At 64.7% G+C, this 11,847-nt stretch carries 17 protein-coding genes; 3 read left to right on the forward strand and 14 right to left on the reverse strand.

Annotation, left to right across the window (positions count from 1 at the left end; genetic code table 11):
• The 4 genes from L6Q21_RS05450 to L6Q21_RS05460 form a co-directional block, all read right to left on the reverse strand.
• A complete protein-coding gene (locus L6Q21_RS05450) occupies positions 1-288 on the reverse strand; it encodes a helix-turn-helix transcriptional regulator (RefSeq protein WP_092958369.1) in 288 nt (95 codons plus the stop codon).
• Between the two features lie 115 nt (positions 289-403).
• A complete protein-coding gene (locus L6Q21_RS05455) occupies positions 404-898 on the reverse strand; it encodes a DUF2285 domain-containing protein (protein WP_418895806.1) in 495 nt (164 codons plus the stop codon).
• Between the two features lie 88 nt (positions 899-986).
• On the reverse strand, positions 987-1,232 hold the full coding sequence (locus L6Q21_RS18215; RefSeq protein ID WP_418895807.1) for a transcriptional regulator domain-containing protein: 246 nt from the start codon (positions 1,230-1,232) through the stop codon (positions 987-989).
• A gap of 97 nt (positions 1,233-1,329) precedes the next feature.
• Positions 1,330-1,608, reverse strand: a complete 279-nt coding sequence (locus L6Q21_RS05460; RefSeq protein ID WP_237829650.1) for a DNA -binding domain-containing protein — start codon at positions 1,606-1,608, stop codon at positions 1,330-1,332.
• A gap of 163 nt (positions 1,609-1,771) precedes the next feature.
• Here L6Q21_RS05460 and L6Q21_RS05465 point away from each other — a divergent pair, with 163 nt between their 5' ends.
• Positions 1,772-1,996: a helix-turn-helix domain-containing protein gene (locus L6Q21_RS05465; protein WP_418895808.1), complete on the forward strand. Its 225-nt coding sequence runs from the start codon at positions 1,772-1,774 to the stop codon at positions 1,994-1,996.
• Between the two features lie 33 nt (positions 1,997-2,029).
• On the opposite strand, the gene L6Q21_RS05470 is transcribed toward L6Q21_RS05465, so the two are convergent.
• The 3 genes from L6Q21_RS05470 to L6Q21_RS05480 all read right to left on the reverse strand — a co-directional run bounded on the left by L6Q21_RS05470 (position 2,030) and on the right by L6Q21_RS05480 (position 3,336).
• On the reverse strand, positions 2,030-2,203 hold the full coding sequence (locus L6Q21_RS05470) for a hypothetical protein (protein WP_237829652.1): 174 nt from the start codon (positions 2,201-2,203) through the stop codon (positions 2,030-2,032).
• A 431-nt stretch (positions 2,204-2,634) separates the two neighbouring features.
• On the reverse strand, positions 2,635-2,943 hold the full coding sequence (locus L6Q21_RS05475; protein WP_237829653.1) for a hypothetical protein: 309 nt from the start codon (positions 2,941-2,943) through the stop codon (positions 2,635-2,637).
• 72 nt (positions 2,944-3,015) lie between these two features.
• Positions 3,016-3,336, reverse strand: coding sequence for a DUF736 domain-containing protein (locus tag L6Q21_RS05480; RefSeq protein ID WP_092958379.1), 321 nt, complete (start codon positions 3,334-3,336; stop codon positions 3,016-3,018).
• A gap of 482 nt (positions 3,337-3,818) precedes the next feature.
• Between L6Q21_RS05480 and L6Q21_RS05485 the strand changes: the two genes are divergently transcribed.
• Both L6Q21_RS05485 and L6Q21_RS05490 read left to right on the forward strand, forming a co-directional pair.
• Positions 3,819-3,995, forward strand: coding sequence for a GFA family protein (locus tag L6Q21_RS05485; RefSeq protein WP_237829654.1), 177 nt, complete (start codon positions 3,819-3,821; stop codon positions 3,993-3,995).
• Between the two features lie 147 nt (positions 3,996-4,142).
• Positions 4,143-4,619: a hypothetical protein gene (locus tag L6Q21_RS05490; protein WP_237829655.1), complete on the forward strand. Its 477-nt coding sequence runs from the start codon at positions 4,143-4,145 to the stop codon at positions 4,617-4,619.
• Here the strand turns inward: L6Q21_RS05490 and arsH are convergent.
• From arsH to L6Q21_RS05525, 7 genes are all read right to left on the reverse strand, one after another.
• The gene (arsH, locus tag L6Q21_RS05495) at positions 4,607-5,374 is read right to left on the reverse strand and encodes an arsenical resistance protein ArsH (RefSeq protein WP_237829657.1); all 768 of its coding nucleotides are present in this window, start codon (positions 5,372-5,374) and stop codon (positions 4,607-4,609) included. The genes L6Q21_RS05490 and arsH overlap by 13 nt on opposite strands.
• Positions 5,371-6,435: an ACR3 family arsenite efflux transporter gene (gene arsB, locus L6Q21_RS05500; RefSeq protein WP_237829658.1), complete on the reverse strand. Its 1,065-nt coding sequence runs from the start codon at positions 6,433-6,435 to the stop codon at positions 5,371-5,373. The genes arsH and arsB overlap by 4 nt, the downstream gene beginning before the upstream one ends.
• 4 nt (positions 6,436-6,439) lie before the next feature.
• Entirely contained in the window at positions 6,440-6,871 is a 432-nt protein-coding gene (gene arsC, locus L6Q21_RS05505) for an arsenate reductase (glutaredoxin) (RefSeq protein ID WP_237829659.1), read from the reverse strand.
• Between the two features lie 11 nt (positions 6,872-6,882).
• Positions 6,883-7,215, reverse strand: coding sequence for an ArsR/SmtB family transcription factor (locus tag L6Q21_RS05510; RefSeq protein WP_237829660.1), 333 nt, complete (start codon positions 7,213-7,215; stop codon positions 6,883-6,885).
• Positions 7,216-7,341: 126 nt separating this feature from the next.
• The gene (locus L6Q21_RS05515) at positions 7,342-8,283 is read right to left on the reverse strand and encodes a DUF2493 domain-containing protein (protein WP_237829661.1); all 942 of its coding nucleotides are present in this window, start codon (positions 8,281-8,283) and stop codon (positions 7,342-7,344) included.
• Positions 8,284-8,611: 328 nt separating this feature from the next.
• On the reverse strand, positions 8,612-9,679 hold the full coding sequence (locus L6Q21_RS05520) for a DUF7146 domain-containing protein (protein WP_237829662.1): 1,068 nt from the start codon (positions 9,677-9,679) through the stop codon (positions 8,612-8,614).
• Positions 9,676-11,847 (reverse strand): strawberry notch C-terminal domain-containing protein (locus tag L6Q21_RS05525; RefSeq protein WP_237829663.1); only part of this gene is annotated, 2,172 nt, incomplete at its 5' end. The genes L6Q21_RS05520 and L6Q21_RS05525, both read right to left, overlap by 4 nt.

Raw genomic sequence — 11,847 nt, forward strand, 5'->3', positions numbered from 1 at the left:
TCAGCGACCATCGCTTACGGCTATTTCCTCAGCCGTCAGGGGTCTGGCGGCGAACACCGTGCCCGCGCCTGGGTCGGAGGTGGATTGGCGCACGCCGCGATCGGCCCATTGGCGCAGGTCATCCACGCGATAGACGATCCTGCCCCCGAGCTTGCGATAGGTGGGGCCGGTGCCGAAGGTGCGGTGCTTTTCGAGTGTTCTCGGGGAAAGCCCGAGGAGCTGGGCCGCGTCAGGCGTCCGCAGATATTTCGAACCGGGCAGCGAGTCGAAATCCGTATCAGGGTGCATCTCAGTCCTGCCTTCCGAATGGGCCTAGGCGGACAGCAGTGGCTGTCAGCGCGTCGGAGTGCAGATTGGCGAAGCGAATCAGCGTGGGGGGAGAGTCGACTTTTCAGGGGTGTAATTATTTTGCCTTGCGCCGCGGGCGACGTGGCGGCGGACACAATATTTGCAGATAGCCGCCGTCCAGCAGCCTGTGCGCCTTCTTCAAGAGGCGGCGAAGGCGCGAGCGATGCTCGGTCGCCAGCCAGTCACGCCTCGTCGGCGCGCTTTCCTTCAGGACATATTCGGCCATCTGACGCTCGGTGGCGCCATCTCGCTCGGCGTCCAGCAGACGGATAGAGAGGATGAGCTGGCCGCGCGCATAGGGCGTGAGCGGCTTCGGCTCCGGCCCCGCCCGATTGCCGACGAGAGAATTCCAGAAGCGGATCGCGGCGGCCGCGCGGTCGGCAAACAGCAAATCCAGCGGCAGGACAATCGCCATGACGCCCTTGGAATAGCCATCGCTCCAGACGCGGTGCGTCGCATCGGGCGCAACGATGACATGGTCTCCGTCTCGGCTCTGCACGGCGTTTGGCGCCGACATCAGTGCCGCCGGATCGAGCGGCCAGGACGTCATGCCCGGCGTTACGGAGCGGATGTGCAGAACCGAGGGCAGAACCTCGGGGAGCCAGAAGACAGGTTGCCCTTCGTAGGCGATGTCCGGATCAGAGCCGAAATCGCAACCCCCAGCGCTTGACGAAACTCTCGATCTGAAGCGGGTCTGGCGGCTTCGTCCGAAGTATTTCTCTATATTCTCGGCAGTAGTCCCGGTTACGACGAACGATTTCCCAAGCGAATCCGGCGCGGTCATATTGTTGAAAGGACCGATATTCTGCCGGAGAACGCCAATCTGCCTTGTGCATGGCGACACCTCCCAAGAGGGCCGCGGTTCGTGCGCCGCGGCACAACATTGGAAGATTCGCGTAGTGCGTGTGTTTGACTAGCCGCCGTCCGGTTATCCTGGCAGCATGAATGGTGATAGCTGGGCGTCGCTCAGGTCACGTCCGTTCAGTTTGGCGGGCCGCCGCGCAGCAGATGTTTATATCCAGATTTGGCCATCCATTGCGCGCGGGCCAGATGCGTTGTCCAGGCTTTATGGGCGCGCGCGGGTTCCAGTTCCGGGTCAATGTGCAGAACGACGCGTGCCACTTCTTCCCACCCCGCATCATCACTCTGGGCGTCGAGCAAGCGCAAATAGGCGATCAGATGCTCTTCATCATAAGGCGTAAGAAAGGCTGCGTCCGGCGCTGTGTCAGCAACGGCAGGATCGAGCGGTGGGGGGTTCATGAATATCTCCCTGGCTCGTACATCCAAATTCCCAAGGCTCTGCAATTGTTGCATAGTTCCAAAGCATGAAAAACGCACGACATACTGACCACTGAATTGGCCCAATACACCTTATAAGAGATAAACCCGATATTGTGTATCGTCCAGCGTCGCGCGCATGGATATGCGTCGCCTCGTTGGATTGAACTTCGCCAGATTGAGGCGGGAGCAAGGCGTCACCCAAGAGCGTTTCGCCGAGATTTCCGGTTTCACGCAGCAATATGTCAGTGATCTCGAACGCGGTCGGCGCAATCCGACAGTCGTGACGCTTTTCCATCTTGCCACGGCGTTAGGGGTGAAACCCATCGACCTGCTCGCCGATTGTGACGAGGATGGCGCCAGTGCGTAGCGCTGCACGCACTGGCTGATCGCCCTTTCGGGTTCACCGCCCGAAAGGGTCGAGTTCCGCGAGGATGAGGTCGGGATCGCCGTCCCATTCGGTGGCCGGCATGGCGCCGAACATGCCGTTTTCGGCGCGAAATACGATGATGCAGACCATGAGGCTGCGCGCGAGGCTCCAGGCGTAGGCTTGGGCGGTTTTCAGCGAGTTGGACATTTTCGGCTCCTGTCTCGGAGGCGGGGACCATCCCCGCTCGACAGGCTCCCGAAGTGTCAGGCGCATGGCCGCGATCACCGCACAGGCGCAGCCTGAAGGCCGCACGCGCAGCGTAAGCGGACCCTTTACGGGTTGATGGCGTCAGGCCATGCGTCGGACCAAGGAATGAGCCTCAAAGAGCGGGGTGGTTCCTGGTGAACAGGAGTTGCCTGTCTTGCCGTAGCTAACCGCCGTTGCCGGACCCTGGCCTCTCGGGCACGCGCTGGCGTTTCCAAACAGCGCTGAACGGAAACTTGCAGGCCTGGTGCAGTGGCCGCCGAATGGGACGGCGATCCCGGCTGTCGACCAGAGACCGACCTGCGGGACGTGAGGAGGAGGTTGTTCGCGCAGGGAAATCAGCGGCGACGCATCGGCGCCGCCGCTGTTCAGGTTTATCGAAGCGGCCAGCCGTATCGCTCGACAAGGCTTGGCGACGAAGGGCGGGACGCCTCCGCGCCCATGTCGGCCTTGATGGCCGCGGTGAGGCCGTCGAGCTGGTAGCCGCGGGCATCAAGATCGGCGAGCAGCGTTTGCAATGTCGGATATTGCTCAAGCTGCGTGCCGAGCCAGAGGACTGGCTGCTCGGTCTTCGGATCTTCGAACCCCTGGATGAAGTAGGTGCGAAGCGGCGGATCGTAGCCGATGACGGCGTTGTCGTCGGTCGCGGCGTCGGTTCGCAGGGTAATGGCGTAGCGGCTCATGATCGCCTCCTTTGCGACGGTTAAAGGAAAAGAGCCGGCCTCGCGGGGGGCGAGGCCGACTCGGGGCGCCGATCAGCTCGGCGGGTTCCAGATGATGACCTTCTTCATCGGGTCATCGCCGGGGGCCGGAGCGACGTTGCCGTAGATGGTGCCGAATTCGGGAGCCGACAGCGAGACCGAGATGTATTCCGCGCCGGTGTTCTGGGAGAAGCGATTCCAGCCGGCGCCCAGTTCGAAGCCGTTCTTGCGGCTGATGATCCGGTAGTCAGGCTCGTTTTCCTTGGTCTTGCGGGTGTTCTGGATCACCGCGATCTGGGCGGTGACGTTGAGGGTCGCGAGCGTGCCTTCCAGGCTGCCGTCCTGCTTCTGGGTGAGGTTTGCGATGGTGGCCATGATGTCTGTTCCTTCGGTTGCTCGGGGACCATCCCCGATGAAGCTGAAGGAGGTGGACGAACGCCGCCGTCACCGGAGCGCAAGCGCAGGGGAACCCCCTTGCGGGGTTGGCGGCACTAGGCGGACGATTGCCTACAAGGGCGGCATGAATAGGGGTTGGTCTAAAGCAGCCGTTGGGGGAACGACGTTTGTGGCTACTGCAATTCACCGAGCTGACGGTGACTGGGCCGTCTCGCCTGCGGTTCTGGCGTTACGATCCACGCGGTCTGACGCGCCGCTGACCCATGGGAAATGCCTGACGACCGAGTTCGCGCATTGGCCTGACAATGATGCAAAGGCCCGGACCGCCACTACCCGGACATGGTCCATCGAAATACCGGATTCGGTTCGTGGCTCTGGAGATCGACACGCATCCGATGTCGCCCCCATATCGGCGCGCGCCGCTGGAGACGTTCAATCTGTAGCCCGAAGCCAGGATCGCAATGAGCAGCCTGTTTTACGTCAACGAGGCCATGCTGCCCGGCATGATTGATGTCCAGTCGGGCACGCTCGACGATCCCGGCGCGCTGCCGGCCCAGATTCATATCCAGACCGCCGATCGGATCGGCTGGATGGAGACCGAGCATGAATTACCTGTATTTGAGCACTATCCGGGCTGAGGTTGGGCGATTGAACCGACTTTTCGGTGCGGTGGCGGCGAGCAGACGTGAGACCGGGCAAAGTGCCCGGTTCCGACTTTTCGGCGCAACAATCGCCGCGTATCGCAGTCCTGATTAGCAAAGAGGGGGAGATTGGAAGGATGAACTATGACCTGCGCCTTTACGCCCCCGCCCGCGACGATCGTGGCCTATTCGGTCATTCTGGACGCCGCGCGGTGCTGGCGACAGGCGCGCGACAGCGGTAATCCGGTCCAGCCTGCGCTTTATCGCGCGCTCGTGGGCTATGGCTGCGGCATTCTCGCGCCGGTGATCGACAGCGTATTGGCGCTCTATGAAGCGTGCTCGGGGCGGCGGTTCCGCACTGGCGCGCCTGACCATGTCGGCTTTTCCGGAGACGAGCGACGTTTGCTCGGTCTTCTCAGGTCAGGCGAGAGGGAACCGGCCGTCATTGACGCCAGCGCCAATCCTGATCTCGCTTGCGTCATGCGGATCGCGTTGCGGTCCGCCCGCATCATGCTGCGTCTCGCCCTTGAACCCGCTGGCGCGACGCTGTCGCCGGCCGTCGGGCGGCGCACCGTTATGATCGCCAATGACGCGGTGGAACGGTCTCGTCATACCTGCTGAACGGGCGTAGCACCCCGGCCGACCGCGATGGCCGACAGGTCTGTCGCCGGATTGGCCGGCACCCCGGCCGCCTTTCGCTCTGAATAGCGGTCGACGAGCTGGCCGGCGTGCGGGCGGAGCAAGATCGTGAACCGCACCAGTTCCTCCATCACATCGACGATGCGGTCATAATAGGCAGACGGCTTCATCCGCCCATCCTCGTCGAACTCCTTATACGCCATCGCCACCGACGACTGGTTGGGGATCGTCACCATCCGCATCCAGCGGCCAAGCAGGCGCAGGGTGTTGACCGCGTTGAACGACTGCGAGCCGCCCGACACCTGCATCACCGCCAGCGTGCGGCCCTGGGTCGGGCGCATTCCGCCCATCTCCAGCGGCAGATGGTCAATCTGCGTCTTCATGACGCCGCTGATCTGGCCATGGCGTTCGGGGCTGCACCAGACCTGCCCCTCCGACCACATCGAGAGTTCGCGCAGTTCGTGGACGGCGGGATGATCGTCGCCCGCGTGCTGGTCGGGCAGCGGCAGGTCGGACGGATCGAAGATGCGCGTCTCCGCACCGAAGAACTGAAGCAACCGGGCCGCTTCTTCGACCGCGAGGCGCGAGAAGGAGCGTTCGCGCAAACTGCCATAGAGCAACAGGATACGGGGCGGCGGATCGTTTGCACCGAGACCGAGCGCGGGCCGCGCATGGGCATAGCGGGGGTCGAGCGCGGACAGACGATCGGGATCGGATAACGTGCGCAGGCGGCTCATGCGGCTGCGCCCCGCTCATACCAGCCGCGCGACCGCTTCACGATCGCCACCACCGACAGCATCACCGGCACCTCGACCAGCACGCCGACCACCGTCGCCAGCGCCGCGCCCGACGTGATGCCGAACAGCGAGATTGCGGCGGCCACCGCCAGCTCGAAGAAATTGGACGCGCCGATCAGCGCCGACGGCGCGGCGACGCACCATGCGACGCCAAAACGGCGGCTCAGCCAATAGGCCAGCCCGGCGTTGAAATAGACCTGGATCAGGATCGGCACGGCGAGCAGCGCGATCACCAGCGGCTGGGCGATGATCGCCTTGCCCTGAAACCCGAACAGCAGCACCAGCGTCGCCAGCAGCGCGATCATCGAGACCGGGCCGAGCCGGGACAGCAGCTGGTCGAGCGCCGGCTGCCCGCCTGACGCCAACACCGCACGGCGGAGCATCTGCGCGGCGATCACCGGGGCGACGATATAGAGCGCGACCGAGATCAGCAGCGTATCCCATGGCACGGTGATCGCGGCGACACCGAGCAGCAGCGCCACCAGCGGGGCAAACGCGACCACCATGATGAGGTCGTTCAGCGCGACCTGGCTCAGCGTAAAATTGGGGTCGCCGTCGCACAGGTTCGACCAGACGAACACCATCGCCGTGCAGGGCGCCGCCGCCAGCAGGATCAGCCCGGCGATATAGGAGGGGCCTTCGCCCGCCGGCAGCAGCGGCGCGAACAGCCAGCCGATGAAGATCGCGCCGAGCAGCGCCATTGAAAAGGGCTTGACCGCCCAATTGATGAACAGGGTGACGCCGACGCCCTTCCAGTGCCGACGCACGCTCCCCAGCGCGCCGAAATCGATCTTCAGCAGCATCGGCACGATCATCAGCCAGATCAGTACCGCGACGACGAGATTGACGTTGGCCACCTCGGCCTCGGCGATCACGGCGAACAGGCCGGGCATCGCAAAGCCCAGCCCGATGCCGACGACGATGCACAAAGCGACCCAGATCGACAGATAGCGTTCGAAGACGCCGATCGCCGGGGGCGCGGCAGATGTAGTCGTGGCCATGGGTTCAGCCGATCCGCTTGCCGGACGCGTCGACGACCTGTTCGCCGTCTTCCTTGGCGAAGGCCCCGCGCCGGGGTGCGGGCAGGATTTCCAGCACGACTTCGGACGGACGGCACAGCCGCACGCCCAGCGGCGTTTCGACTAGCGGCCGGTTGATGAGGATCGGATGGCGCATCATCGCGTCGAGCAGGGTATCGTCGGCCAAAGCGGGATCGTCCCCGGACAGCCCCTCATAGATCGTGCCCTTGGCGCGCAACACGTCGCGCGGCCCAAGGCCCGCTGCCGCGATCAGCGCGGCCAGTCTCTCCCGCATCGGCGGCGTTTTGAGATATTCGACGACATGCGGCTCGATCCCGGCGTTGCGGATCATCGCCAGCGTGTTGCGCGAGGTGCCGCAGTCGGGATTGTGCCAGATGGTGATATCGGGTGCGGTCATGTCGGGTCCGTTCAGCAACAGGGGGCGAGTTCGGCGATCAGCGGCTCGCACAGTTCCGCGCGTCCGCCACAGCAGTCCTTGACCAGAAATAGGGTGAGCGCCTTCAGCGTGTCGAGATCGGCGCGGTAGACGATCGAGCGGCTATGCCGCTGCGACGTCACCAGCCCGGCGCGCGCCAGCGTCGCCAGATGTGCCGACATGGTGTTCTGCGGCACGTCGAGCGTGCGGGCGATGTCGCCTGCGGCCAGACCGTCCGGCTCGTGCCGCACCAGCAGGCGAAAGGTGTCAAGCCGCGTGGTCTGCGCCAGCGCGCCCAGCGCGGGAATGGCTGATTCGTTTTCCATATATCCAGAATAGCGGATACTATGCGACTGGCTATCCCTGAATATTAGACTTTGCGGATAATAATGGCACCTCTGTGGATGAGATGGGCGTTTCGTCCATGTTTGACAGCCACGACAGGGCGGCGCTCACGCGCCGCCCTGATGCCGGAAATCCCAGCGCTTGATGCCCATCGCCTTGGCCTTGTCATGCAGATTGTCCTGGATGCCGGTGCCGGGAAGGATGATGACGCCAGCGGGCAAGGCTTCCAGCAGCGCATCGTTGCGCTTGAACGGCGCGGCCTTCTTGTGCCTGTTCCAGTCGGGCTTGAAGGGGACCTGCGGCACATTGCGCTGATCGGCCCAGATGGCGGCGATCTTCTCGCCGCCCGTCGGCGTTGCACCATGCGCCAGGACCATCTGCGGATGTTTGGCGTGGACACGGTCGAGCAGGTCCCAGATGAACCGGTGATCGTTGAAGGTCGGTCCCGAACTGAAGGCGATCAGCGTGCCGGCCGGGATCAGCACCTGCTTTTCCGCCCGCTGCCGTGCATTGACGAAGTCGCGGCTGGAGACGATCGCCGAGGTCAGCGCCTTGCGGTTGACCTTCGAGCCGGAGCGCGGCGTCCAGGGTTTGCGGATGTGGATGCGGAACTGGTCGGCGCAGCCGTCGCGGAAGAACTCCATGGCGTCGCGGCGTTCGAGCATTGTCGTGCCCTCGCGCAGCAGCGCCTCCAGTTCGACCGACTTCACCTCCGAGCCGTCCTGTTCCGTCTGGCTGCGTTTCTGGGCGACCTCATTGTCGTCAAGCTCGCGCTCGATCCTTTCGCCGGCGCGGTGGAAGACGTTGGTGAGGTTCCAGAGCAGGTCTTCAAGGTCGGGTTCCAATCGCGTGTCGATGAAGGTCGAGACCATCGCGTCAAAGATGTCGACGATCGCGCCGCCGGCAGTGCGGGCATCGGGGAGCGGCCGATCATCGGGTTCGTCGGAGTAAGGCCGGTATCCATAAAGGGCCATTTCCTGGAGAAGATAGGCGGTGGAGGATTCTGCGTGTTCGGGTTCGTGCTCGGGAAGCTGGCTTTCGGTTTTCATGGTGACGCCTCTTCGGTTGGCCGCGCCCTTCGCGGCCTTCGCAGGCGACGAAAGACGGCGGGCGAACCGGGCCTGCACCCCAAGCGATAGTGACGGGGCCGCAGCGAAGCGGAGGACGGCGGGCAAGGCTTTCTTGTCTCGCGAGGAATGGCGGCTCTGCCGCCAGGGGAAGAAAGCTGAAGCCCGCCGTTGCTGGACCGGGGCGTTTGCCGTTCCGATCGCCCTCTAGAGAAGGCCGAGGGCTGGCCTTTCCGATCCTTGCGTCACCCAGACACCCGGCGGTCTTCTCCAGCACCGGACCAGCCGCAAACCCACCGCCTTTCCGGCTTCACCGGGACGGCATCAGGAACCGGCCGACATCGGCGGGCACGAGCTGGGGCCGCAACGCCGCCCGCATCCGCTCTGGCCCGATCAGGCGTAGATCCTCGTTGTGATCGTCGAGCATCGGCGACAACGGCACGATCTCGATCCCGACGCTGGAAGCCCGCTCGCTCAACGTCGCCACCGCTACATCGCCGGCCGGATCGTCATCGCGCACGACATAGAGGCGCCGCAGCGCCGCCGGGAACAGGATAGCTCCCAGGTGCGGAGAGGACAGTGCGGCGATCATGGGCATGGCGGGCATGATCTGGCGCACCGACAAGAGGGTCTCGATCCCTTCGCCCGCCGCCATCACGCTATCGGCGCCCCCAAAACGGACGCCGTGGCCGAGAAGATGACCCATGGCGCGTCTCGGTGACGCCACAGGCGCTTTGTCGATCGTGGCCGGGTCCAACCAGGTGCGGTGAACGCCGGTCACGCCGCCGTCGAGATCGGTGACGGCGGCGATCATCGCGGGCCAGGCCGGGCGCGTCTTCGGCAGATCATCCCGCGATGACCGGTAGTAGCAATGCGGATGGAAGCGGAGCGGATCGCCTTTCCGTACATCCGTAATCGCACGGTTGCGTAGATACGCTTCCACGACCGTCGCCAGAAATGGCTTGGAGGCCGCGAGCAAGCGCTGCGCGGCTTGGGGCGTGCCGGTCGGCGCCTTCGGCTCGCGCCGATATCGCGGATCATCACCCACAGGCTCGGGGCCTGGCAGGCTGAGGAAGCGTCGGGCCTCGTCGAGCGTGTCGCGCAGACGATGATGGCCACCGGCGATCGCGATGATGTCGAGCAGGTCGCCATGTTCGCCGGTCGATGCATCGGTCCATTTGCCCGCCGCGCCGCGTCCGTCCTGCGAACCTGCAAGACGGACATAGAGACTGCGGCCCGGCGTGTTGCGGACATCGCCGACCAGCCAGTAGCGGCCCTCGCGATGCCCCTTCGACAGATAGTGGCGGCACACCGCCTCGGCTTGATCGCCGAGACGGTGCGCCAGTTCTCCTGCCTGGTTTGACGGACGGCCCATCATGCCGCCACCCGGTCGCCGACACGCTGGAGCGGCCAGCGCTTCACCACCCGGTCGAGCACGGCGATGCCGCTCGCGTCGACAGGCACGAACATGCGCAGTTTCCACGAGATGATCTCATGGAACAGGCCATAGGCCGTCAGCCGCTCGCGCATGGCGTCGGTGAATCCGGCAAGCTCGATGCGGTTGACCCCCATGACGCGCGCTCGGCGAAGCTGGAGACCTTCGGCCAGATCGAGGATCGTGCGTCCGTCCATCAGCGCGGCAAACGCCGCCTGCGGGTCGAGATGCGGGCCAGTGTCGTTGGCGGTCGCGGTCGCGACCCAGGCGGGCGAGACCCGGCGGCCGACGATGCGTTCGCCGTCATCGGCCTGGAGCCGATAGACGCGGCTGGATTCCTGGGGAAGCCGTTTCCAGATCGGCAACAGCAGGCCGGTGACGATGTGCATTGTGCTGCTTGCAAACTCCGGCACCTCGGCCAGCTCCGCCTCCCAAGCGCGGGCGAAAGCGCCGCGGGTCGCTACGCGCCACTGCGTTTCGCCCATCGCTTCCAGCGGCATCGGCGTCGATTCCATCGGCCGGACAAGCCGCACCCGGCGCTCGATACTGCCATCGTCGAGCAGCAGCCCGCGCGTCGGGATCTGCACGGCGGCCCGGCCCGACTGCGCATTGACCAGCAGGACCGCCTCGTCATCGCCGAGATGGGCGAGCGCGCCGTCCAGCGTCAGCGGCCGGTTGCGGTCCTTGCGTTCGATCGTCAGCAACCGTGTCTCCGCCGTGGTTCCCGGATGGGTATAGATGGTGGCCCGGTCGAGAATCGTGAAGCTCTCGGCCTGGAGCGTCTCCAGCCCCAGCTCATAGCTTCCCGACGCGATCGCTCCTTCGATGCGCGCGCTCAGCAAATCCTCGAACGCGGTGAACAGGATGTTCTGGAGGTCGATGGTCAGCGCCAGCATCCGGTTGAGGAAGGTGGTGATCGGCGGCAGTTCGTCCTTGAGGCCGGTACTGTCGGCGAGCGACAAGCCCGTCGCCGCCTCGAAAGCCCCGAGCGAACAGCCCTCGATCTTGCCGCCGTAAAGCAGGCGGTAGAGCTGGCGCAGGGCGTCACGCGCATAGTGAGATTCCAGATTGTCCTCGGGGCGAAACAGCCCCTGGCCGCCGGTCTGGCGCTGGCCGCGCGTGATCGCGCCCAGCGTGTCGAGGCGGCGGGCGATGGTCGAGATGAAACGCTTTTGCGCCTTCACGTCGGTCGTCACCGGCCGGAACAGCGGCGGCTGTTTCTGGTTGGTGCGGTTGGTCCGCCCGAACCCCTGGATGGCGCTGTCGGCCTTCCATCCGGCCTCGAGCAGATAGTGGACGCGCAGCCGCTGGTTCCTGGCGCCGAGATCGGCATGGTAGCTGCGGCCGGTGCCGCCCGCGTCCGAGAAGACAAGCACGCGCTTGGCATCGGTCTGGAACGCATCGGTCTCGCCGAGATTGGCCGAGCCGGGTCGGGTCTCGACGGCATAGCGATCGATCCCGTCGGAACCGCGCTTGCGCACGATCCGTCGCGATCGGCCCGTCACCTCGGCGACCAACTCCGTGCCGAAATGGTGGAGGATCTGATCGAGCGCAGCGGGCACCGGCGCCAGCGACGCCAGATGTTCGATCAGGCGATTACGGCGATCGACGGCATCGCGGGAGTGGACCGGCTGGCCATCCTTGTCGGTGACGGGCCGGGAGGAGAGATTGCCTTCGCTGTCGGTGAAGGGCTCGTAGAGCTGCACCGGAAAACTGTGCTCAAGGTAGGACAGCACATATTCGCGCGGGGTCACGTCAACGCGGACGTCGTCCCATTCATCGGTGGGGATGTCGGCCAGCCGCCGTTCCATCAGCGCCTCGCCGGTTGAGACGATCTGGACGACGGCGCTGTGGCCGACCTCCAGGTCGCGCGCGATGCTGGCGACAAGCGACGGCGTCTGCATCGCCGTGATCAGGTGATTGAAGAAGCGCTGCTTCGCGGACTCGAAAGCACTGCGCGCCGCCGATTTGGCCTGGGCATTGAGGGTGCCTGTCGCGCCGGTGATGTTGGCGGCCTGCATCGCCGCGTCGAGATTATTATGGATGATCTGTAATCGCGAGGACGCGATAATGCGAAGGAATGCGGCACCATCGCTATCATTTGGGGAGTT

This window comes from Sandaracinobacteroides sayramensis (assembly GCF_022014495.1).
GTDB classification, from domain to species: Bacteria; Pseudomonadota; Alphaproteobacteria; order Sphingomonadales; family Sphingomonadaceae; genus Sandaracinobacteroides; species Sandaracinobacteroides sayramense.

Coding starts and splice junctions, on each gene's coding strand:
- L6Q21_RS05450 (WP_092958369.1), bottom strand. CDS start 288: ATGCACCCTGATACGGATTTCGACTCGCTGCCCGGTTCGAAATATCTG.
- L6Q21_RS05455 (WP_418895806.1), bottom strand. CDS start 898: ATGACGTCCTGGCCGCTCGATCCGGCGGCACTGATGTCGGCGCCAAAC.
- L6Q21_RS18215 (WP_418895807.1), bottom strand. CDS start 1,232: ATGTTGTGCCGCGGCGCACGAACCGCGGCCCTCTTGGGAGGTGTCGCC.
- L6Q21_RS05460 (WP_237829650.1), bottom strand. CDS start 1,608: ATGAACCCCCCACCGCTCGATCCTGCCGTTGCTGACACAGCGCCGGAC.
- L6Q21_RS05465 (WP_418895808.1), top strand. CDS start 1,772: ATGCGTCGCCTCGTTGGATTGAACTTCGCCAGATTGAGGCGGGAGCAA.
- L6Q21_RS05470 (WP_237829652.1), bottom strand. CDS start 2,203: ATGTCCAACTCGCTGAAAACCGCCCAAGCCTACGCCTGGAGCCTCGCG.
- L6Q21_RS05475 (WP_237829653.1), bottom strand. CDS start 2,943: ATGAGCCGCTACGCCATTACCCTGCGAACCGACGCCGCGACCGACGAC.
- L6Q21_RS05480 (WP_092958379.1), bottom strand. CDS start 3,336: ATGGCCACCATCGCAAACCTCACCCAGAAGCAGGACGGCAGCCTGGAA.
- L6Q21_RS05485 (WP_237829654.1), top strand. CDS start 3,819: ATGAGCAGCCTGTTTTACGTCAACGAGGCCATGCTGCCCGGCATGATT.
- L6Q21_RS05490 (WP_237829655.1), top strand. CDS start 4,143: ATGACCTGCGCCTTTACGCCCCCGCCCGCGACGATCGTGGCCTATTCG.
- arsH (WP_237829657.1), bottom strand. CDS start 5,374: ATGAGCCGCCTGCGCACGTTATCCGATCCCGATCGTCTGTCCGCGCTC.
- arsB (WP_237829658.1), bottom strand. CDS start 6,435: ATGGCCACGACTACATCTGCCGCGCCCCCGGCGATCGGCGTCTTCGAA.
- arsC (WP_237829659.1), bottom strand. CDS start 6,871: ATGACCGCACCCGATATCACCATCTGGCACAATCCCGACTGCGGCACC.
- L6Q21_RS05510 (WP_237829660.1), bottom strand. CDS start 7,215: ATGGAAAACGAATCAGCCATTCCCGCGCTGGGCGCGCTGGCGCAGACC.
- L6Q21_RS05515 (WP_237829661.1), bottom strand. CDS start 8,283: ATGAAAACCGAAAGCCAGCTTCCCGAGCACGAACCCGAACACGCAGAA.
- L6Q21_RS05520 (WP_237829662.1), bottom strand. CDS start 9,679: ATGATGGGCCGTCCGTCAAACCAGGCAGGAGAACTGGCGCACCGTCTC.